The following is a 23,043-nucleotide window of genomic DNA, read 5'->3' on the forward strand; positions in this document are numbered from 1 at the left end:
AATGAAATATTTTGTTGTTAGTCTGTTTCTACTAAGTGCTTTTGCCAAAGCTCAGGAGAAGGTTTCGCTTTTTCCATTGAATGCGGTTTCGATAGAATCCGGAGTTTTTAAAGAAGCAGCATTAACCGATTTTAATTACATACAAGCGCTTGATGCAGATCGCTTACTCGCTCCATTTTTGCGCGAAGCCGGTCTTGAGCCTAAAGCAGATTCCTATACCAATTGGGAAAATACCGGACTCGACGGCCATACTGCTGGGCATTATATTTCGGCACTGTCGATGTATTATGCTTCTACCGGCGATAAAAAAGCAAAGGAAATGCTCGAATATGCCTTAGCCGAATTAGATCGCGTTCAAAAAGCAAATGGGAACGGTTACATTGGTGGCGTACCCGAAAGCGATGCGCTTTGGGCAGAAATTAAAGCAGGAAAGATCAACGCGGGAAGCTTCAGTCTAAACGATAAATGGGTGCCGCTGTATAACATCCATAAAACCTTTAATGGTTTAAAAGACGCGTGGATTCATGCAGAACTTCCGCAGGCAAAGCGTATGCTCATTGAGTTGACTGATTGGTTTCTGAATATTACAGCCGATCTAAGTGAGGCGCAAATTCAAGATATGCTGCGTTCAGAACACGGCGGACTCAACGAAGTTTTTGCTGAAGTTTATGCGATTACAGGCGATAAAAAATACCTGAAACTCGCTGAAGATTTTTCGCAGCACGCTTTGTTAAAACCGCTAGCGGCAAATGAAGATATCTTAACCGGAATGCACGCCAATACGCAAATCCCTAAGTTTATTGGTTTTGAGCGTATCAGTCAGTTGGAAGAGGCTAAAAATTACCACGATGCAGCATCCAATTTCTTTGATAATGTAACCACACAGCGTTCCATAAGCATTGGCGGTAACAGCGTGCGCGAGCATTTTAATCCCGTAGATGATTTTTCATCGGTGGTAAGCAGCGAGCAAGGACCAGAAAGTTGTAACACCTACAATATGCTCAAGTTGAGTAAGCTCTTGTTTGAAGATACTTCAGAGGAGCATTACATCGACTTTTACGAGCGCGGTTTGTACAATCACATTCTGTCTTCTCAAAATCCAGATGGCGGTTTTGTGTATTTCACGCCCATTCGACCTGGTCATTATCGCGTGTATTCGCAGCCGGAAACCAGTTTTTGGTGTTGTGTGGGTTCGGGGATGGAAAATCACACCAAGTACAACGAACTCATTTATGCCAAAAAAGAGGATAAACTTTATGTGAATTTGTTTATTCCTTCGGAAGTAGGCTGGGATGAAAAGAAGGCATTTTTAACGCAGATTACAAACTTTCCCGAAGAAGCATCAACAGAACTGATTTGGAATAGCAAAAAGAAAACCAAGGCAACTTTGATGTTGCGTTATCCACAATGGGTAAAAGTTGGTGAACTGAAGGTTTATATAAATGATAAACTACAGAAAATAGATACGACTCCGGGTTCTTATGTTTCTCTGGAGCGCAAATGGAAAAATGGCGATCGCATTAAAATGGAATTGCCAATGCATTTAAGTCTGGAGGAATTGCCTGATGATTCAGGCTATGTTTCTGTAAAGTATGGTCCAATTGTTTTGGCTGCTGTGACGGGTGATGAAGATCAAGACGGACTTTTTGCAGATGATAGTCGAGGAGGTCACATCGCAGATGGTCCATTTTTACCTTTAACCGAAGCACCGATGTTTCTTTCTAAAGACGGTGAAAATCTTTTGAATGAGATCAAGCCGGTTGAAGATAAGCCGTTACATTTTACAGCGCCTAAGCTGTTTTATCCTGAAACGTATTCAGAGTTGGTGCTTCAGCCGTTCTATAAAATTCACGAGAAGCGCTATTCGATATACTTTAAAAAACAAACTCCTGAAGGCTTAGCTGAAGTGCAACGCAAGCTTGAAGAGAAGCAGAAAGCCGAAGCTTATTTGCGTGAGATCACATTAGATTTTGTGGCTCCGGGAGAACAACAACCGGAATCTGATCACGGGATTTTATCAGAAAATTCAAACAGTGGCTTAAATCAAAATAAGCACTGGCGCGATGCTACAAGTTGGTTTAGCTACGATCTTAGAAATAAAGAAGCTAAGGCTAAAACGTTGCGCGTGACCTATTTTGGTAAAGACGCTGGTCGCAACTTTAAGATTATGATAAACGGAACTGTAATTGCTGAACCGCATTTAAAAGGAACCCGTGGGAATGAATTTTTTGAAGTTGATTATACGATTCCGCAAGAACTTGCAGCCAATAATGAAATATTAACCGTGCGCTTTGAAGCTGAAGAAGGTTCAACCACAGCCGGAATTTATGGCGTACGCTTATTGAGCGTACCCGCAACCCAAGAATAAAAACACATAACTCACTTATAAGATGATCACACAAACAATTAAAAAGGCAGGATTAGCCGCCGTTTTAGCCGGTACTTTTCTGGCAGGCAATACGCTTTTTGCTCAAAAAGAATTAACGGTTGATATGAGCGAGACCATCGCACCCATTCAACCTACGATGTATGGAATTTTCTTTGAAGATATCAACTTTGCTGCCGATGGTGGTCTGTATGCTGAGATGATCAAAAACCGTTCGTTTGAATTTACGATCCCAATGATGGGTTGGTCACAGCCTAACAGCGACAGACATTCGTACAACAACGAATCTGGTTTTGCAATGCCGGTAAAATACTTTGAAGGTGAAGGTAATTTGAACTTTTTACGTGTTCAGGTTAAGAATGCTGAAGGCTATGAATTGCACAATGAAGGATTCCGAGGGATGGGGATCAAAGAAGGAGATACCTATCGCTTTACTTTTGATGCCAAGCAAATGGAAGGTGCAGTTTCCGCAGTGAAGGCCGAACTTTTGGATGAGGAAGGAAATACGATTGCTGAAGCTTCAATCCCGGTTTCTGGCTCAGAATGGGCAAATTATAAAGCTGAAATCGTTCCGAATAAAACCGTGATGAAAGGTTCTTTAAAGTTAACTTTTGAAGGTACCGGCGAATTAGGTCTTGATATGGTTTCTTTGTTTCCAACAGATACGTGGAATGGTCGCGAGAATGGTTTACGTAAAGATCTAGTGCAATTGTTATATGATCTTGATCCTGGGTTTTTAAGATTTCCTGGAGGTTGTATTGTAGAAGGTCGCACACTGGCGCGTCGTTACCAATGGAAAAAAACCGTGGGTCCTGTTGATGAGCGTCCGAGTTTAGTTAACCGTTGGAATACCGAATTTGATCACCGTTTGACTCCAGATTATTATCAATCGTTTGGTTTAGGTTTCTTTGAATATTTTCAGTTGTCTGAAGATCTAGGGGCAGAGCCACTTCCTATCTTAAGTTGCGGTATCGCGTGTCAATTTAACACAGGCGAATTGGTACCAATGGACGAACTTGATCCTTATGTGCAGGATGCGCTGGATTTAATCGAGTTTGCAAATGGTTCAACAGATACTCCTTGGGGAAAAGTACGCGCAGATATGGGACATCCTGAGCCTTTCAATATGAAATACATAGGAGTAGGTAATGAGCAATGGGGACCGGAATATATCGAGCGATACAAAGTATTTAATGAAGCTATTGCAGAAAAATATCCTGAGATCATTATTGTTTCAGGAAGCGGACCATTTCCTGACGGAGACTACTTTGAATACGGTATGAAAGAACTCAAGAAAATAGGAGCAGAGATCATCGATGAGCATTATTACAGAAGTCCGGAGTGGTTTAGAGAAAATGCAACCCGTTACGACAGCTACGATCGAAACGGACCAAAAATTTTCGCAGGAGAATACGCAGCACAAACCGTGGCTATTGCAAGCCCTGATAATAAGAATAGTTGGGATGCTGCGCTTTCTGAAGCTGCATTTATGACTGGTTTAGAGCGTAATGCTGAGGTGGTTCAACTTACTTCGTATGCACCGCTTATGGCACACGCAGATGGATGGCAGTGGACACCAGATATGATCTGGTTTAATAACCTAGAATCTTACGGTACACCCAATTATTATGTTCAGAAACTATATGCTACCAATAGAGGAACCGATCTGATCTCGGTAACGCAGGATGGCGAAAACTTGGTTGGTCAAGACGAACTCTACGCTTCGGCGACGCTAGATACAGAAGCTAAAGAGGTTGTGGTGAAAGTGGTGAATACGTCAAGCGAAGCACAGGAGGTGACCTTAAATTTTGATGGGAAAAAATTAAAAGGAAAAGGGAAAGCAATCGTATTGAAGGAGGCAGACCTGAATAAAGAAAATTCATTTGAATCTCAGCAGGAAATTGCCCCTGTAACCGAGGAGTTAAAAGTTAAAAAAGATGTTGCAACCTATGAGGTTTCGGCTTATTCGTTGAATATCATTAGAATACCACTAAAATAAATTCTTAATAAAAAACTAAAAATATTAAGTGTTGAATCTACATTTTTAAACAGATTATAGTAGATTTGTTAGCAAGTAAGATTTTAGAATATGAAAGATTATGTGATTGGGCTTGATTACGGCTCAGATTCTGTTAGAGCGGTTTTGATAGATGCAGCTACAGGAGCAGAGATAGAAGCAGAAGTAAGTTATTATAGACGTTGGAAAGAGCGTCTATATTGCGACGCATCAGAAAATCGTTTTCGCCAGCATCCTTTAGATTTGATCGAAGGTCTTGAAGCAACCATAAAAGCTGTTGTTACCCGAAGCGGAATTTCAGCAGAATCGGTAAAAGGAATTTGTATTGATACTACAGGTTCTTCACCTATTCCGGTTAATGCGGAAGGTGTGCCTTTATCACTAACAGATGGTTTTGAAGAAAACCCTAATGCGATGATGGTTTTGTGGAAAGATCATACCGCAATTGCAGAAGCTAACGAGATCAATCACCTTGCACGCACTTGGGGAGGTGAAGATTTTACAAAATATGAAGGAGGAATCTATTCTTCTGAATGGTTTTGGGCAAAAATTTTACACGTGGTGCGTGAAGATGAGGCAGTAAAACAAGCTGCATACTCTTGGATGGAGCATTGTGACTGGATTACTTATCTTTTGCTTGAAAATACTTCGTTAGAAACGTTTAAACGCAGTCGTTGTGCAGCAGGTCATAAAGCGATGTGGCACGAGAGCTGGAGAGGATTACCGCCAGAAGAATTCTTAGGTAAATTAGACCCATATTTAGCAGCATTGCGTTCACGATTATATTCTGAGACGTATACGTCTGATGAGGTAGCCGGAAATCTTAGCGCTGCCTGGGCAGAAAAATTAGGACTTACCACTGAAACTAAAATCGCAGTAGGAACTTTTGATGCACACGCTGGGGCTGTAGGCGCTAAAGTAGAAGAGCACACGCTCGTTCGCGTAATGGGAACTTCTACGTGTGATATAAGTGTTTCTTCACCAGAGGTAGTGGCAAATAAAACCGTAAGAGGTATTTGTGGTCAGGTAGATGGTTCTGTCATTCCCGGGGCTGTAGGTCTTGAGGCAGGTCAATCTGCTTTTGGGGATTTATTGGCGTGGTTCAAAGATGTATTGAGTTGGCCCATTGATAACCTTGTGCTTACTTCAGATATTCTTTCTGCAGAGCAAAAGGAGCAATTAAAAGAAGAAATAGAAGCTGATTTTATCAGAAAATTATCTGATGCTGCAGAAGCGATTCCACATAGTGAAGCGATTCCCGTTGCTTTAGATTGGATCAATGGAAGAAGAACTCCAGATGCAAATCAAGAGCTTGAGGCTGCGATCACCAACCTGAATATGGGAACGCGTGCTCCGCATATCTTTAAAGCCTTAGTAAATGCGATTTGCTTTGGTTCCAAAAAGATTTTAGATCGTTTTGAAGATGAAGGCATCGAGATCAAGTCGGTTGTGGGTATTGGCGGTGTAGCGCGTAAATCTAAATTTATTATGCAGTCGCTGGCAAATACACTTAACGTACCGATTAAAGTTGCAGCCTCAGATCAGGCACCAGCGTTAGGAGCTGCAGTTTACGCTGCTGTTGCTGCAGGATTGTATCCTAATGTGATTGAAGCGAGCAAAACTTTAGGCAGTGATTATGAGGCAGAATATCTTCCGCAGGAAGAGCATTTAGAAGAATTTGCAGCTTTGATGCAGCGCTATGAAGTCTTGAGTGACTTTGTAGAAAATAATATAACCAAACCGAAAAAGAACATAAAAGAACATGTATAAGTCTTTAAAGGAAGAATGCTACGAAGCTAATATGGAACTAGACGCGTTAGGTCTGGTTATTTATACTTTTGGTAACGTAAGCGCAGTAGATCGTAAAAACGGCGTATTTGCTATTAAACCTAGCGGTGTGCCTTATGAGACCTTGAAACCTGAAGATATTGTTATCGTTGATTATGATAATAACATTGTAGAAGGAGATAAACGTCCATCGTCAGACACAAAAACACATGCGTATTTATACAAACACTGGGAAGGTGTTGGCGGTATTGCACATACGCATGCCACATATTCTGTAGCTTGGGCTCAGGCACAGATGGATATTCCGATTTTTGGAACGACACACGCCGATCATCTCACAGCAGATATTCCTTGTGCGCCACCTATGCACGATGATTTGATCTCAGGAAATTATGAACACAATACAGGAATCCAAATTCTTGACTGTTTTAAAGACAAAGGTTTGGATTATAACGAAGTAAATATGGTACTTTTGGGTAACCACGGTCCTTTTGCTTGGGGAGAAACGGCTGCAAAAGCGGTTTATAACAGTAAGGTTTTAGAAGAAGTAGCGCGCATGGCACAATTGACACTTCAGATTAATCCAAATGCACCAAGACTTAAAGATTCGCTTATTAAAAAACATTATGAGCGTAAGCACGGAAAAGATGCTTATTACGGCCAGGGCTGCTAATCAATAAACTAATCAATTACATTTTCAAATTATGGGATTAATCACATTTGCCGCATTTACACTTTTGGTAGCGGTGATTTCGTATTTCGCTTCGCGTAAAACAGATGAGACCACTTCAGATGGTTACTTTTTAGGAGGGCGTAGTCTAACAGGACCGGTAATCGCCGGTTCCCTTTTGTTAACCAACCTTTCTACGGAACAAATTATTGGTACTAACGGTGTTGGTTTTAGTGAAGGTATTCTAATTGCAGCGTATGAAATCGTTGCAGCTGTAGCGATGGTTTTTACAGCTTTTGTGCTTTTACCAAAATACCTGAAAGGTGGAATATCGACGATTCCTCAATTTTTGGAAAAACGCTACGGAAAACTTACGAAAACGATTGTGTCAATCCTATTCTTAATGGCCTACGCGATTTCGATGCTGCCAACCGTATTGTATTCTGGAGCTTTGGCAATCAATACGATGTTTGATATCCCGGAGCGTATGGGACTTGATCCTGAATCTGCACTTTGGGTTACCGTTTGGGGTATTGGAATCATTGGCTCTATTTATGCGATTTTTGGTGGACTTAAAGCAGTAGCAGTTTCTGACTCGATCAACGCTGTTGGTTTGATTGTAGGAGGTCTTCTAATTCCTGTTTTCGGTCTTATGGCTGTAGGTAACGGAAGCGTTTTTGAAGGATTGAATGTAGTCACCACCAATCTTCCTGAGAAATTTGAAATTCTAGGTGGACCTAATTCTTCGGTGCCGTGGACGACCTTATTCACAGGTATGCTTATCGTGAATTTCTATTATTGGGGAACCAACCAAGCGATCATTCAGCGTGCGCTGGGAGCAAAAAACTTAGCCGAAGGACAGAAGGGACTATGTCTGGCAGCGATCGTTAAGATTTTAGGTCCTATCATTGTTGTACTTCCGGGAGTTATTGCTTTTGAATATTTCAACGGAAATCTTGACAATGCTGATGAAGCATACCCAATGCTTGTAAAAGCTGTTCTTCCAACTGCTTTTGTAGGATTCTTTGCAGCGGTACTTTTTGGTGCGATTTTGAGTTCGTTCAACTCGGCATTAAACAGTTCGGTAACCTTATTCGGTCTTGACTTATATAAACAATATTTTAATGCAAATGCATCAGAAAAGCAAGTAGTACGCGCAGGTAAAACTTTCGGTATATTCTTAGCGATCTTTTCGATGGCAATTGCACCATTGCTCTACGGCGTCGAAGGTGGTATTTTCAATTACCTACAGGAATTAAACGGTTCTTTTAGTGTGCCTATTTTGGCAATCATTTTAGTAGGTTATTTCTCAAAACGCGTTTCAGGAAAAGCAGCTAACATCGCTATTGTTTTTGCGGTAGTGACCTATTTAGTGACCCTGTACGTGGTAAAACCAATTATTGCAGACAATGCAGTTGCAGCAGCAGAGCTCTCTGGCGTTACCGATGCTTCAGAACTTGCAATGGTAGCAAAAGATGCGTTCCCAAGTTTCTTACATATTATGGGAATCATATTTGTAATGGTTCTTATTATCTTGTTTACGGTGAGTAAATTCTTTCCACGTCAAACAGATTATCTTGAAGAATACACACGTCAGGTGGACATTACACCTTGGAAATATTTAAAACCTGCTGGTGTAGTTATCTGCATCGCGGTGGTGAGTATTTACATCTACTTTTCATAAAAAACACTTAATCATTCAAAAATAAAAGCACAATCAAGGCTATGAATTATAACATTGACCAGTACGAGGTTTGGTTTGTATCAGGAACCCAGCATTTATACGGGGAAGAAACGCTAAAACAAGTAGCAGGACACTCTCAGGAGATTGCAAAAGGACTTAATGCATCTGCAGCGATTCCTGTAAAAATCGTTTATAAAGATCTAGTAAAAACGCCTAACGAGATCACAGACTTGTGTCTTGAGGCCAACAGTACTAAAAATTGCATCGGTTTAATTTTATGGATGCATACATTTTCACCGGCGAAAATGTGGATTAAGGGATTGAATATTCTTCAAAAACCGGTCTGCCATTTACACACACAATTTAATGCAGAAATTCCATGGGGCGAGATTGATATGGATTTTATGAATCTAAATCAATCTGCCCACGGTGATCGTGAATTTGGTTTTATGATGTCGCGTATGCGTAAAAAGCGCAAGGTCGTTGTTGGACACTGGCAAGATGCTCGCGTACAGACTAAACTTGGCGTGTTTACCCGTGTTGCTTTAGGATGGAATGAATTCCAAAACTTAAAAGTAGCGCGTATTGGGGATAATATGCGTGAGGTTGCCGTAACTGAAGGTGATAAGGTAGAAGCGCAAATGCGTTTTGGTTTTACCGTAAACGGTTTTGATTCTTCAGATATTGTGGCAAAAATCAATGAGATCAAGCAAGAGGATCTTGATGCGTTATTGAAGACGTATGAGACGGAGTACGAACTGCACGATTCTATAAAAGAAGGAGGGGAGAAGCGTCAGTCTTTAGTTGATGCAGCAAAAATCGAATTAGGCTTGAGAGCCTTTTTAGAAGAAGGTGGTTTTGGTGCGTTTACAGATACGTTTGAAAATCTTGGGGAACTGAAACAATTACCGGGAATCGCAACGCAGCGCCTAATGGCAGATGGTTACGGTTTTGGTGGAGAAGGAGACTGGAAAACAGCTGCTTTAACACGTGCGATGAAAGTGATGGCCATTGGTCTTGAAGGTGGAACTTCATTTATGGAAGATTACACCTATCACTTCACACCACAAGGTTCTTACGTATTAGGTTCGCATATGTTGGAGATTTGTCCATCTATTGCAGATGCTAAACCAAAATGTGAAGTACATCCGTTAGGAATTGGAGGTAAAGAAGATCCGGCGCGTTTGGTGTTCAACTCACCAGAAGGTCCGGCGATCAACGCTTCTTTAGTAGATATGGGTAACCGTTTCCGTTTAATTGTGAACGAAGTTGAAGCCGTTAAGCCAGAAGCAGATCTTCCGCATTTACCGGTAGCGCGTGTACTTTGGGATTGTAAACCAAATCTTGATATCGCAGCAACAAGCTGGATTCACGCTGGAGGAGCGCACCATACGGTGTATAGCCAAGCGGTAACTACAGAATTTATGGAAGATTTTGCAGACATCGCAGGTATCGAATTACTTGTGATCGATGATCAAACCCGAGTGCGTGACTTTAAGGATACGATAAACGCTAACGAAGCTTATTATCATATCTTTCAACACCGTATGTAAGTTTTAAAAACAGAAGAATTATGAAATTAAATAAAAATCTTTTAGTTGTTCCTGTAGTACTAGGGATGGCCCTTTCAGTGGTAAATTGTAAAAATGAGCCTAAGAAAGAAGAAACTGCGGTTGTTGCAGAAATGCCTGAGGCAACCATCACCAAGTCAGACTTTGGAATGACGCCAGATAGCATTGCTGTTGAAAAATACAGCCTTGTTAACGCAAATGGGATGGAAGTGGATATCATCACATATGGTGGTATTATTACAAGCTTAAAAGCACCTAGCCAAGACAGCACATTTCAAGATGTGGTACTCGGTTATGATACCTTAGAGGAATATACTACGACCGGAAATCCAACTTTTTTTGGAGCTTTGATCGGGCGTTACGGAAACCGTATTGCTAACGGTAAATTTTCTATTGATGGTGAAGAATATCAATTACCAACTAACGATGGACCAAACAGTCTGCACGGTGGAAAAGGTTTTGATAAAGTAGTTTGGACCGCTGAAGAAATTGAAGACGGAGATAACGTAGGCTTAAAGTTGACTTACACTAGTCCTGATGGTGATCAAGGCTATCCCGGTAATTTAGAAACTACAGTGATTTATACACTTCAGGCAGATAATACGCTTAAAGTGGATTATGAGGCAACCACAGATAAGGCAACGGTTGTAAACCTTACTCAGCACTCGTATTTCAATTTATCTGGTGATTTTGACAACACCATTTTAGATACCGAAGTAATGCTGAATGCAGATCAATATTTACCGGTTGATGAAACCTTGATTCCAACAGGGGAGTTGCGTGCTGTTGAAGGTACTCCTTTTGATTTCCGTGAAGCGAAAGCGATTGGAGCAGAAATTGAAGCTGAAAACGATCAGCTTAAAAAAGGGCAGGGTTATGATCACTGCTGGGTTTTAAATGATGAAAGCGGAGCGATGCATTTAGCCGCTACAGCTTATGATCCACGCAGTGGAAGATTCTTAGAAGTAATGACTACAGAGCCTGCGATTCAGTTTTATACCGGGAATTTCTTAGACGGGACTTTACCTCAAAAAGGAGGAGAAGGTACTTATGCTTTAAGAAGCGGTTTCTGTTTAGAAACACAGCATTATCCAGATTCTCCTAACCAGTCTGAATTTCCGTCGACACTTTTAAAACCGGGAGAAACCTATAGCACAACCACAAGTTTTAAATTTTCAGTAAAATAAAAATGCGTTGAGCATTTGTGTTTAGATGAAAAAGCCCAATGTAATTTACATTGGGCTTTTTGTTGTTTACGAGCGTTGCTTCAAATTTTGTTCGCAGAGCGCGACGATTTGTTCAATACGCTTCTGCCTCGTTGTTTCTCTTTTAGCTTGATTGAGCCAATACAAATAACTTTTGCGATAGCCTCGGGCAAAATTCTCATAGTTCTCAAAAGCTTTAGGATTATTGTTGAACGCCGCTTGTAGATCTTCCGGGATGATTCCGTTTTCAACATCGTCTAAAGCACTCCACGAACCGTTTTCTTTTGCGATTTCAATGGATTTATAACCACTATCGTGAATTAGGCCTTCCTTCTCTAATCGTTCAATGTAAGCTTTGTTAACTGCGCTCCAAACGCTTTTTGCGTTGCGCTTACAGAAGTATTGCTTGCGTCTATCGTCATCAATTTTTCTCACAGTGCTGTCAATCCAACCATAACAAATGGCGACTTGCACGGCTTCTTCCCAACGCATACTAGGTTCTTCGGCAGCTACTTTGTAAAAAACTAGATCGACACCGCTCTCTAAATGATGATTTTCATGAAGCCAAGCGCGCCATTCTTCAGCATTTTTAAAATAGAGTAGTGGGCGCTTACCTTTTGTCATATTTACTTGATTTCTTCCGCTTCAATATAGAAGTTACGATCAACTTTAAAATCGGTAATTGGCGCATCAAATGACTTTGTTTTCCAAGCTGCTGAAGGGTAGATCCATTCAGTTGTATTATTTACGTGAACCTGAATAGGCATATCAAAACCTTCAACAATAGCGGTATATCGGAATTTTAACGTGTTCCCATCAATCGTGTATTCCAACTCCGGAATCATCGTAGTTCGCAGGTATTGATCCCAAAATTGAGTCAGGTCAATTCCGCTTTGCTCGCTAATATAATTTTCAACCTGAGCAGTCGTCACTGTTTGATGATAAAATTCTTTGTTGAGTCCGCGCAGAATTTGCCGCCACTTTTCATCATCTTCAACTAGTTGGCGTACGGTGTGTAGAATATTGGCTCCTTTAAAATACATATCGCCGCTTCCTTCGTGATCTACACCATAAGTCCCGATGATCGGGCGATCATTACGAATTGATCTGCGCATCCCGACCACATAGTCTGAAGCCGCTTCTTTTCCGTAGAAATAATCAATGAATAAATTTTCAGAATAGGTGGTGAAACTCTCGTGAACCCACATATCTGCCACATCTTTATTGGTGATATTATTGGCGAACCACTCGTGACCGCTTTCGTGAATAATGATGTAGTCAAATTTCATTCCCCAGCCGCTTCCCGAAAGATCACGACCTAAATAGCCATTTCCGTATGCATTGCCATAAGTCACGTTGCTTTGGTGCTCCATCCCCAGATAAGGGACTTCAACCAGTTTATAGCCATCTTCATAAAATGGATAGGGGCCGAACCAATGCTCAAAAGCTTCCAGCATTTTTGGCACCTGCTTGAACTGCTTTTTAGCTTTCTCAAGATTTTCTTTTAGCACGTAAAAGTTTATGTCGAGTTCACCTTTTTCACCATTAAAAGTATCAGAAAAATGTGCGTAATCTGCAATATCAGCGCTTACTCCGTAATTATTAATAGGATTCTCAACAGCCCAATGAAAGGTAGTTTTGTCCTGAGTAGAAGTTGAATTAATAAGTTTCCCATTACCTACCGCTGTCAAGCCTTTAGGAACCGTAATAAAGAAATCTAGGCTTTCTACTTCGTCGTAAGGAATATCCTTGTTTGGCCACCAGATCGATGAACCAATGCCTTGATTGGCGTTTGCAGCGAAGACGTTACCATTGGCGTCTTCTTGCCACGTCCAGCCACCGTCCCAAGGTAAGCGATCACCAACCACAGGTTTTCCTTCAAATTTTACATCGACTGTGTTTACAGCACCTTTTTCTTGTTGCTCTTGAAGTGCTATAAAATAGGCTGCGCCATCTTTTTTGATCTTTAGTTTCTGTCCATTCTGAGTAGCGCTCAGGAGTTTCATAGGTTCTTGCAGATCTACTTGCAGGGTTTGATACGGATCAAGCACCTTGTAGGTGATCGTGTTAGTTCCTGAAATGAATTCTTGCTCAGGATCTATGTCAACTTTCAGATCGTAATGGGTGACATCCCACCAAGCGCGTTCAGGAGTGATGCTGCCTTTGAGTGTATCCTGATGTGTAAATTGCTTTTCTTGAGCAAATGCAGTTAGGCATATCATACCTAAAAGCGCTGTGATTAGTTTATGCATGCTTTTGTTTTAAGACTGAAGTTCAAATGTCGTTCCAAAAAATGGATTAACGCATAATCGCATTAGGGAAAACTACCGGACTCTCGTGACCGTTAGCTCCAACCGCTGAAACTCCGAAGAATGAATTATCAATTACAATTCCGTCTAAAGTAATTTCTGAAACATCCCCCACATAACGGCTATGGTCCCAGGTAGGCGAAGTGGTGTCTCTCCAGTATACTTTGTAACCAAATGCTCCGTCTACTTTTGACCAAGCTAATTTAGCATCTGCTTCAACAATTCCACCAATTTTAACCGTCTCCGGTGCCGGCGGAGCCCAAGCTAAGCTCGCAAGGTTGATCGCGTTTACCGCTGTAAGTTTTGCTGCATACGAGAAGTTTACGTGTTCTACCACATCTCCATAAGCGATACCATCTTCAGTACGGATGTCTTGGTGCTGCTGGGTGTAATTTTCGTGCGCTTCCATAATGCGAACTCCAGCAAAACCTAAGTCATTAAAAGGTCTGTGATGCCCACCACGACCAAAACGATCCAGACGATAGATCATCATCGGGTTCATCTCTGGCATATACTTTTCTACATTTTTATGAATGTAGCGTGCTAATTGTCGTGAATTACCATCGACTTCACCTCCGTAAAAACGGCGTGCATTGCGCTGACGTTCGGTTTCATTTGCAGGAACAGGTTCTGAGAAAATTCTAAAATCACGATTGCTTACCACACCATCTACACCGGTGATATTTCCGATCATATCGTTGTTTAAAATTCCGATGATATCCCATCCTTTTTTTACAGCATATTCAGCAAGACCTTTTCCTCCAAAAAGGCCTTGTTCTTCTCCAGATAAACCAACATAAATGATGCTGTTTTCAAATTTGTATTTTGAAAGTACGCGGGCAGCTTCCATAGTTCCTGCCATACCGCTCGCATTGTCATTTGCTCCGGGAGCATCGGTGGTAAAATCGGTTGCACTACTCGCGCGAGAATCGATATCACCACTCATTATGATAAAGCGGTTAGGATATTTTGTGCCTCTTTGAATCGCGACAACATTTACCACGTAGGTTTCTTTAGGAATACGGCTTCCCATTTCTGGTGTAACTAAATCTTTCTGGTAAAAAACCTCAAGACAGTCACCACACTTTGCAGACGTTTTGTCGAATTCTTCTTTGATAAAGCGACGTGCGGCTCCTATTCCGCGGGTATCGCTTAGCGTATCGCTAAAGGTGTTGCGCGTACCAAAACCGGCAAGCGTGCGCACATCTTGCTCAATACGGTCTGCCGAAACAGCATCGATAATATCGTAAATGCGTAAATCTGTTTCTGAAGGCACATTATTCTGAGCGAAAAGAGCCCCGAAACAAGAAAGGAATACAAGTGTAAATTTTAATTTCATATCATTAATTAGGGTTAAAAAAGGACGAGCAGTATCGTTAAAAATACTGCTCGTGATAAATTTATGCTAATTTATTGGCATCGCCAAAGCGTCGAAATACTTAGGGCTTGCTGTGGTTTACCACTAAGATGCAGCAAACTTTTTAAGCAAGTCGCGTACTCTGTCGGTATCGTCTACATAATATTTTGCAGCTGTTTTTTGAAGTCCCACTTTGATCGTAAATGCTTCATCGGGTAGATCTTGGAACATATATTCATCGGTCCAATCATCACCTATGGCAAATTTAAACGTATAGTCTTTGCCGAAAATATGTTTGGTTACCGCTTTCCCTTTATGAATGGTACTGTCTTTAATTTCCAGAACTTTATTTCCGTCAAGAACACCAAGTTCATTATTTGCTGAAAGTTCTTTTAAAACAGTTGAAAGTTCGCTGGCACGCTTTTCTCCAAGGTCAGGATCGGCATTACGGTAATGCCACGCCAGTGAATAATTCTTCTCTTCAATAAAAGTACCTGCAGTGCGGTCTACATATTTTTCAAGAATAGGACGCACGGTCTCCATCCAGTCATTTTTAAGATTTTCAGTTACGGCCCATTCTCCGCCAACAGGACGTTTCCATACGCCGTGTTCTGCGATCAAAGTGATGGGCACATCTTGCCACCAGGTTCCTAAGGTATGGCGATCGCGGCCACTTATGATCACTACTTCTGTATTTTCCTGACTGTGTATGCTACGAATTAGTTCGATAAGTTCGTCATCAGGACTTGCATCTTCAGGGTTATTGACAAATCCTCTTAAGGTTCCATCATAATCTAAGAACAGAATGCGCTTTTCTGATTTTTTATACGCATCAAACATTTCATCTTCTTGATCTTGACGCATACGAATTGCTTTTACAATATCAGATTTGTGTGTGGTGTCGTGTAAAGAGTGCATAAAATCGTCAGCCCATTTCTCAACATTATAGCGTTTTAAGCGTTTTTGAAGGAATTTGTTCCTTTTGATTTGCTCAGCTTCCGGCATTTCCATCGCTTGTTTTAAGGCATCGGCGATCTCTTCAAAATTATTAGGGTTGATGATCAGGGCTTCACTCATTTCTTGCGCAGCACCGGCCATTTCACTCAGAATAAGCACACCTGTTTTATCAGTTCGGGTAGCAACATATTCTTTTGCAACGAGATTCATTCCATCTCTAATTGGAGTAAGAAGCGCTACTTCACAAGTCGTATATAAATCGATCAGATTTTCAAAAGGCATCGAGCGGTAGAAATACCAAATTGGTGTCCAACTCACCGATGCAAATTTTCCGTTGATTCTACCTACGAGTTCGTCTACTTCCTTTTTCAGCAATTGATACTGCGGAACGTTTGATCGAGAAGGCACTGCCAACATCACTAAACGTACTTTTTCTCTGAATTCCGGGTACTTTTCTAAGAAGTACTCATACGCACGAATGCGGTTTGCGATTCCTTTGCTGTAATCTAAACGATCTATGGAAAGAATCATTTTTGCATCTGGAGTAGAATCGATATGCAAGTCTAAACGGCGTTGTAATTCCGATTGATTTTTTGCAGCATCGTGTTTTGCAGCAGCATCGGCAAACTTGTCGTAGTCAATACCCATAGGGTAGGAGTTCACAGTGACGATTCGATCTTTTAAAGTGATCTCGTTAAAGCTCACTTCGTGTCTTAAAATACGAGAAACCGAACTTAAAAAGTGACGTTGATAATCATAGGTATGAAAACCAATTAGGTCTGATCCCAGCAGCCCTTTTAATATTTCTTCTCTCCAAGGAAGCGTTCTAAAAACTTCATAAGACGGAAACGGAATGTGTAAAAAGAACCCTATCTGTACATCAGGACGCTCTTTTTTAATAAGTTCCGGGAGAAGCATCAATTGATAATCGTGAACCCAAACTGTATCGCCCTCTTCAATATTTTCAAGTACAACTTCAGCATACTTTTTATTTACTTCTACATAGGTCTGGTAGCTTTCTTTTTCAAATTCGGTATACTCCATAAAATAATGGAATAGCGGCCAAATCGTACGGTTTGAAAAGCCGTAGTAGAAACCGTCAATATCTTTTTCGGTTAAAGAAACAGGAACACATTGTGCATCGTGGGCAGCTTTAGCCACATCATCTACAAGTTCCTCAGGAGTTTCTTCTTCGGTTAAACCGGTCCAACCGATCCAGACACCATTACTGTCTCTATGTACAGATTTCATTCCGGTTGCTAATCCACCTACGCTGGGTGTTGCTTTGATGGTATTGTTGTCAATTTGTAATTGTAAGGGCAGTCGATTTGAAATAATGATAGTTTTACTCATAAAAACACGTAATCGGAGGGTTAGATTTTTTGTTAATGCTTAAATTTCGGAAAATCGTAGCGGTTAAGCTAGCCGTTTAATAGAACTTTAGAATTTTAATTCCCTTATGGACAATTTAAATTATGGAATCATCGGGAACTGCAAGAGTGCAGCCCTTATCTCAGACAAAGGCTCATTAGATTGGTGTTGCCTGCCTATTTTTGACTCTCCCTCGGTCTTCGCCAAACTTTTAGATGAAGAAAAAGGAGGTTCTCAGAGTTTTGAGGTTTCAGATGAGTATACCATTACTCAAAAATATATGTGGCAGACCAATATCCTACGCACAATGTATGATAATGGTACCGATGCTTTTGAAGTGTTTGATTTTATGCCCAGATACGAAAAGCGAAGTGGAGCATTCTACGCACCGCCAGATATTATTCGTTTTGTACGATTGGTTAAAGGAGCTCCAAAGTTTGTGTGTAACTATGATCCTAAATTAGAATATGCCAGTACCGAAACGATAACGGTAAATAAAGGAGAGTATATCGAGAGTTACACCGATGACGGAAAGTATGATTCACTCTATTTATACACGAATCTTGAAAAGGAATCTATTCTTAATAAGAAAGAAATAACCCTAGACGGAAACGCATTTCTCTTGATGTCTTATCACGAGAAATTGATGGAGCAAACGCTGGATAGAGCGTATTTAAAATTTCAGCGTACGAAAGTTTATTGGATGAATTGGAGTGAGGTCACTACAAAATATCCTTTATATCAAAACGAAATTATGCGAAGCGCACTTACTCTAAAGGCCCTTACGTTTGAAAAGTCAGGAGCCGTTCTCGCTGCAGCGACTACCTCGTTGCCAGAGACCATTGGCGAAGTGCGCAATTGGGATTATCGTTTTTGTTGGGTGCGTGATGCTTCGATGGTGATTCGGGTGATTTCCAATTTGGGTCATACTAAGTATGCACAGAATTTTCTTCAGTTTATCATAGACACGCTTCCAGATAAAGATGAGAAAATGCAAATTATGTATGGTATCAATGGAGAGAAAGAACTTACCGAGCATACATTAGATCATCTTTCAGGCTATAAAAATTCGGCTCCGGTGCGCATAGGTAATGCAGCCTACGTTCAAAAACAGAATGATATCTACGGAATTCTGATGGAAGTGATCTATCAGCAGTTCATTCAGTTTGAAACTACTCTTGAAAACAGTGAGGAACTGTGGACGGTTGTTTTAGGAATTGTGAAAATCGTAAGACGACACTGGCAGGAACCCGATAAAGGAATCTGGGAATTGCGTACCGAAGATCGTCACTTTACGTTCTCAAAATTACTTTGCTGGGTGGCAGTAGATCGTGCGATTAAAATCGCTGAGGTTTTAAACCGAAGACGTCATCTTGAAGAGTGGGGCACATTGCGTAAGGAGATTCACGATGAGATTCACGACAACGCTTGGAATGAAGATATGCAGGCGTATACACAATATTACGGTTCAAAAGATATGGACGCTTCAACATTGCTCATGGAGCAGTATGGTTTTATCGATGCAAAAGATCCCCGATTTGTTTCTACCGTTGAAGCCACTGAACGCGAATTGTGCAAAGATGGTTTGATGTATCGTTATAAAAATGAAGATGATTTTGGTGAACCGAGTTCGTCTTTTACCATTTGTACATTTTGGTTTATCGACAGTTTATTCAAGGTAGGGCAGAAGCAAAAAGCAATCAAATATTTTGATCAATTGTTGTCCTATAGTAACCATTTAGGCTTATTCAGTGAGGATATCGATTTTAAAACCAAGCGTCTACTGGGGAATTTTCCGCAGGCATACTCACATCTTGCGTTGATCGAGACGGCGACTAATTTTGCAAAATATGGTCAGGAAGATGAAGAAGAAACACAGTTTAAACCTATTTTGTATTAGAAGAATGCAAAATATATAAGATATAAAAAGCGGCCTTTGAGCCGCTTTTTTAATGTCGTAGTCAAAAGTTTAGTAATGACTAGGTCTTAGTACGGAACGAATTTTGAAATATAAGTTATATGTATTTACTTTGTAATAACATTTGTAATTATGGAAGCATCAATAATCAAAATCGGAAATTCAAAAGGACTTCGCTTAAGTAAAACCATTTTGGAAAAATATAATATTAAGGACAAGGTTGAACTTATACTTGAAAAGGGACAAATAGTTCTTAAACCTATCGAATTACCGAGAAAAAATTGGGAAAAAGAATTTAAAAAGATGAGTGAGAATGGAGACGATAAGTTATTGATGAATGACGTTTTTGATGACGAAAATATTGAGGAATGGAGTTAAATCAATACGCAGTCGTTCTTGTAAATCTAGACCCAACGGTTGGGAGTGAAATAAAAAAGACAAGACCTTGTGTTGTCATTTCGCCAAATGAAATGAACAAATATTTAAGTACAATCGTACTTGCTCCCATGACAACAAATCTAAAAAATTACCCAACCAGAGTCCCGGTAAAACACAACGGTAAAAAGGGTATGATAGCAATTGACCAAATTCGAACCGTTGATAAAACAAGAATAATCCGAGTTTTTGAAAATCTGTCAAAATCGGAAATTAAAAAATGCAAAGAGGTGATAAAAGAAACCTTTGTGGATTAAAATAATATTTATCACGTTTTTTTTACACTTATTTTAGGACTAAACGACTACTCATTGTTTTAACCGCTAATTTATTGTCTCGCCTCCATAATACGTTTCATACTTACGTCTTCATAATTACGTTTTACAAAGGCTAAGGCGGTTTTTACAATTTGTCCCATAGACTTTGCACGTTTAAACTTCATATCCATCGTGTAATCGTACAATTGACTGCGCAGTTCTTTGAGGTTTTCTTCGGTAGAAATGTGATCGTGACTCATACATTTTAAAAGTCGGCGTAGTCTGTTTTTTGAGGTGATAATTCGTTTTGCTAACACCGCGCGTTCTTCCTCGCGGTATTGCTCGATAGATTTATCTCGAAGTCTATTGGAAACTAATTCAACCATTCTGAAGTTTTCCTTAAAAATGTGTGGCTTATAGACCTTAAAATTCCCTTCATAGGCTTGCTGGTCAAAATCAATAGCGCGTATTTTATATTTGATGTGATCAAAATCATGCGTTGGGATCACCACATAATTATACGAGCGCATATCTCCTAATAGCAAAATGGTGCAGCGTTCATTAAACTTTACAAACTCCTTGGCCAGTTGTGCTTTTCCCACATCATCACATTCTTCAAGATAATCTGAAATAAAAACGTCACCGGGAATGCCTACAATATGTTCTTCAATAAGCGTGTCTTTATAGACTAAAAAGTTAATACGGTTTGGAGATAAAATGTGCTCGAGATCCAAGCCATAAATACGACTTGCATCAGCTTTTTTTACGTAGAAATAGGTGTAGTTATCGTTAAAAATATTGTTGACTTTTATGCGGAAGGGCTTCGAGTTTCCAAACGTACAATAGTCAATAGCCGTCACACTTAAGAAAGGAAGCACGTTCTCGTTTCCGTCAGAATGCAAAATGGCATAAACCCGTTTTAGGCTTTCTTCAATTTCTTTGCGCTCGTGTTCGGGGTAGTACACACTGATCCATAAAGTGTCTTTATCGTTTTTATCGTAAATATTTATTCCGCCAGAAAACCGCAATAAATCATCATAAAAAACGGGGATTTGCGTCAGACGATTGTATTTATTTAAATACTCTTCTAAGCGCTCCCCAATGGGATATGTAGGCTTTTTACGTGACATTAATTTATCTTCCATAGCGTGCAATTTTGTTGAATTAGATCTAGAAAACCTACTGATTTTCTAGCTTGATTCTGATGTAAAGGTACTAATGTGATGTAACAAAACATTAGCTCAGCCGTCTTGTTAGAGAACGTTAATTCTAAAAATACGCTTTTGGAAACAATTCTTACACTAAATAACCTCACCAAACATTACGGAAAAGTAAAAGCGGTAAACGACTTGAGCTTTACTATAGAAAAAGGCAACGTCTACGGTATTTTGGGCCCTAACGGAAGTGGAAAATCAACAACTCTGGGAATGGTACTCAATGTGGTCAATGCGACTTCAGGAGCCTTCCAGTGGTTTGACGGAAGTGACACTACGCACAATGCTCTTAAAAAAGTTGGAGCGATCATCGAGCGCCCTAATTTTTACCCTTATATGACGGCTGCTCAAAATTTGGAATTAGTGTGTACGATAAAGGATGTAGATCCCGGTAAGATTGAAGAAAAGCTAGAAATCGTTCATCTACTAGACCGAAAGGATAGTAAGTTCAGTACTTTTTCTCTGGGGATGAAGCAGCGTTTGGCTATCGCTTCGGCGCTTTTAAATGATCCTGAGATTTTAATTTTAGACGAACCAACAAACGGTTTAGACCCTCAGGGAATTCATCAAATACGAGAGATCATTAAAACCATTGCATCTGGCGGAACCACTATTTTATTGGCTTCACATTTACTTGATGAGGTTGAAAAAGTGTGTTCGCACGTTGTAATTATTAGAAAAGGAGTTAAACTGTATGCAGGCCCGGTAGACGAGTTGAATGCGAGTCACGGCTTTTTTGAATTGCGTTGCGAGAAACAAGCCGAGCTTATTAGCGTTTTAGAAAGTCATCAGGATTTTGCTTCGGTAAAAGAAGAAAACGGACTCGTAACCGCATTTTTGAAAAATCCGCTTACTGCAGAAGAGCTCAATACGCTTCTTTTTACGCAAGGCATTGTGCTATCACATATGGTGAAGCGTAAAGAAAGCCTTGAAGAACAATTTTTACAACTTACAGCCAACCTTAACTAAGATTTTCATGCTACGATTACTCACTATAGAATTTTATAAATTAAAACACAGCCGCTCTTCAAAAGTGCTGAGCATCGCCTATTTTGTGATTTTGTCTTTTATCGCGCTCATCGCATCGATAGAATTTAATTTGGGTGATTTTCAAATTCGTATTGCAGATCAAGGGATTTTCAATTTCCCGTTTATCTGGCATTTCAATACTTGGGTAGCTGCGACACTTAAGTTTTTCCTGGCGATCGTTATCGTCTCAATGATCTCTAATGAATACAGCAATAGAACGCTTAAACAGAATTTAATTGACGGTTTAAGCAAGAAAGAATTTATGCTGTCTAAGTTTTATACGGTCATTGCTTTTGCTGCACTATCTACACTTTTCATCTTTGTGATGACCTTGATCTTAGGCTACTCGTTTTCAGATTATACTGAGTTTAGTATCGTAACCCGAGAGATGGAATTTCTATTGGCATACTTTTTCAAGCTGGTAGGCTTCTTTTCGTTCTGTCTTTTCTTGGGTGTTTTGGTAAAACGCTCCGCATTTGCTTTAGGGTTTTTATTTGTTTGGTGGATTTTTGAAAATATTCTTTATGGAATTCTCCGCTGGCAAACCAGTGCCGAAACTGCAGATGGAGTTATTCAATTTTTTCCGCTGGAATCAATGAAAAACCTGATCAATTTGCCGTTTCAACGTTTGAATTTTATTGAAACCGCAGCGAATCAACTGCAGGCAGATATTCAAATAGATTATGCGGTACATTGGTATGAAGTAGCGATCGTTTCAGTATGGATTTTCTTATTTATTTACAGCGCTTACGCCTTGCTTGAAAAACGCGATTTATAAGAGTTTCTCGATTATTTCGTTGGATTCACCGATAGTATTTCAATAAGCACTAGGAATACTTTAAATTGTGGGCGTATAATGAAGGCGAACTCACATT

General features: G+C 40.2%; 17 protein-coding genes. 12 read left to right on the top strand and 5 right to left on the bottom strand.

Annotation, left to right across the window (positions count from 1 at the left end; all coding sequences use genetic code 11):
- Position 1 precedes the first annotated feature (1 nt).
- The 7 genes from WA338_RS07150 (at position 2) to WA338_RS07180 (ending at position 11,303) form a co-directional block, all read left to right on the top strand.
- Positions 2–2,368, top strand: coding sequence for a glycoside hydrolase family 127 protein (locus WA338_RS07150; protein WP_272985878.1), 2,367 nt, complete (start codon positions 2–4; stop codon positions 2,366–2,368).
- Between the two features lie 22 nt (positions 2,369–2,390).
- A complete protein-coding gene (locus tag WA338_RS07155; RefSeq protein ID WP_272985876.1) occupies positions 2,391–4,385 on the top strand; it encodes an alpha-L-arabinofuranosidase C-terminal domain-containing protein in 1,995 nt (664 codons plus the stop codon).
- A 90-nt stretch (positions 4,386–4,475) separates the two neighbouring features.
- On the top strand, positions 4,476–6,173 hold the full coding sequence (locus WA338_RS07160; RefSeq protein WP_336092778.1) for a ribulokinase: 1,698 nt from the start codon (positions 4,476–4,478) through the stop codon (positions 6,171–6,173).
- Positions 6,166–6,864: an L-ribulose-5-phosphate 4-epimerase gene (locus WA338_RS07165; RefSeq protein WP_009780680.1), complete on the top strand. Its 699-nt coding sequence runs from the start codon at positions 6,166–6,168 to the stop codon at positions 6,862–6,864. Before WA338_RS07160 ends, WA338_RS07165 begins: the two co-directional genes overlap by 8 nt.
- A gap of 31 nt (positions 6,865–6,895) precedes the next feature.
- Positions 6,896–8,545 carry a solute:sodium symporter family transporter gene (locus WA338_RS07170; RefSeq protein ID WP_336092779.1) on the top strand — a complete coding sequence of 550 codons (1,650 nt, stop codon included), beginning with the start codon at positions 6,896–6,898 and terminating at the stop codon, positions 8,543–8,545.
- A gap of 41 nt (positions 8,546–8,586) precedes the next feature.
- Positions 8,587–10,098: an L-arabinose isomerase gene (gene araA / locus WA338_RS07175; protein ID WP_336092780.1), complete on the top strand. Its 1,512-nt coding sequence runs from the start codon at positions 8,587–8,589 to the stop codon at positions 10,096–10,098.
- Between the two features lie 20 nt (positions 10,099–10,118).
- The gene (locus WA338_RS07180; protein ID WP_336092782.1) at positions 10,119–11,303 is read left to right on the top strand and encodes an aldose epimerase family protein; all 1,185 of its coding nucleotides are present in this window, start codon (positions 10,119–10,121) and stop codon (positions 11,301–11,303) included.
- Between the two features lie 66 nt (positions 11,304–11,369).
- Here the strand turns inward: WA338_RS07180 and WA338_RS07185 are convergent, their stop codons facing one another.
- The 4 genes from WA338_RS07185 to WA338_RS07200 all read right to left on the bottom strand — a co-directional run bounded on the left by WA338_RS07185 (position 11,370) and on the right by WA338_RS07200 (position 17,297).
- Complete coding sequence (locus WA338_RS07185; RefSeq protein ID WP_336092783.1) at positions 11,370–11,945, bottom strand: YdeI/OmpD-associated family protein; 576 nt, start codon at positions 11,943–11,945, stop codon at positions 11,370–11,372.
- 2 nt (positions 11,946–11,947) lie between these two features.
- The gene (locus WA338_RS07190; protein ID WP_009780675.1) at positions 11,948–13,573 is read right to left on the bottom strand and encodes a M1 family metallopeptidase; all 1,626 of its coding nucleotides are present in this window, start codon (positions 13,571–13,573) and stop codon (positions 11,948–11,950) included.
- Positions 13,574–13,619: 46 nt separating this feature from the next.
- A complete protein-coding gene (locus tag WA338_RS07195; RefSeq protein WP_009780674.1) occupies positions 13,620–14,969 on the bottom strand; it encodes a M28 family peptidase in 1,350 nt (449 codons plus the stop codon).
- 123 nt (positions 14,970–15,092) lie between these two features.
- A complete protein-coding gene (locus WA338_RS07200; protein ID WP_272985863.1) occupies positions 15,093–17,297 on the bottom strand; it encodes a bifunctional alpha,alpha-trehalose-phosphate synthase (UDP-forming)/trehalose-phosphatase in 2,205 nt (734 codons plus the stop codon).
- Positions 17,298–17,403: 106 nt separating this feature from the next.
- Here WA338_RS07200 and WA338_RS07205 point away from each other — a divergent pair, with 106 nt between their 5' ends.
- The 3 genes from WA338_RS07205 to WA338_RS07215 all read left to right on the top strand — a co-directional run bounded on the left by WA338_RS07205 (position 17,404) and on the right by WA338_RS07215 (position 19,925).
- Positions 17,404–19,215, top strand: coding sequence for a glycoside hydrolase family 15 protein (locus WA338_RS07205; RefSeq protein ID WP_009780672.1), 1,812 nt, complete (start codon positions 17,404–17,406; stop codon positions 19,213–19,215).
- Positions 19,216–19,365: 150 nt separating this feature from the next.
- Complete coding sequence (locus tag WA338_RS07210) at positions 19,366–19,611, top strand: AbrB/MazE/SpoVT family DNA-binding domain-containing protein (protein ID WP_272985861.1); 246 nt, start codon at positions 19,366–19,368, stop codon at positions 19,609–19,611.
- Positions 19,602–19,925 carry a type II toxin-antitoxin system PemK/MazF family toxin gene (locus tag WA338_RS07215; protein WP_272985859.1) on the top strand — a complete coding sequence of 108 codons (324 nt, stop codon included), beginning with the start codon at positions 19,602–19,604 and terminating at the stop codon, positions 19,923–19,925. Before WA338_RS07210 ends, WA338_RS07215 begins: the two co-directional genes overlap by 10 nt.
- Before the next feature lie 71 nt (positions 19,926–19,996).
- Here the strand turns inward: WA338_RS07215 and WA338_RS07220 are convergent, their stop codons facing one another.
- Complete coding sequence (locus WA338_RS07220) at positions 19,997–21,070, bottom strand: hypothetical protein (RefSeq protein WP_009780669.1); 1,074 nt, start codon at positions 21,068–21,070, stop codon at positions 19,997–19,999.
- A gap of 138 nt (positions 21,071–21,208) precedes the next feature.
- Here WA338_RS07220 and WA338_RS07225 point away from each other — a divergent pair, with 138 nt between their 5' ends.
- Both WA338_RS07225 and WA338_RS07230 read left to right on the top strand, forming a co-directional pair.
- Positions 21,209–22,108, top strand: a complete 900-nt coding sequence (locus WA338_RS07225) for an ABC transporter ATP-binding protein (protein WP_336092784.1) — start codon at positions 21,209–21,211, stop codon at positions 22,106–22,108.
- Positions 22,109–22,115: 7 nt separating this feature from the next.
- A complete protein-coding gene (locus WA338_RS07230; protein WP_336092785.1) occupies positions 22,116–22,946 on the top strand; it encodes an ABC transporter permease in 831 nt (276 codons plus the stop codon).
- The last annotated feature ends 97 nt before the right edge of the window (positions 22,947–23,043 follow it).

This window comes from Leeuwenhoekiella sp. CH_XMU1409-2, from assembly GCF_037029365.1.
GTDB lineage: Bacteria > Bacteroidota > Bacteroidia > Flavobacteriales > Flavobacteriaceae > Leeuwenhoekiella > Leeuwenhoekiella blandensis.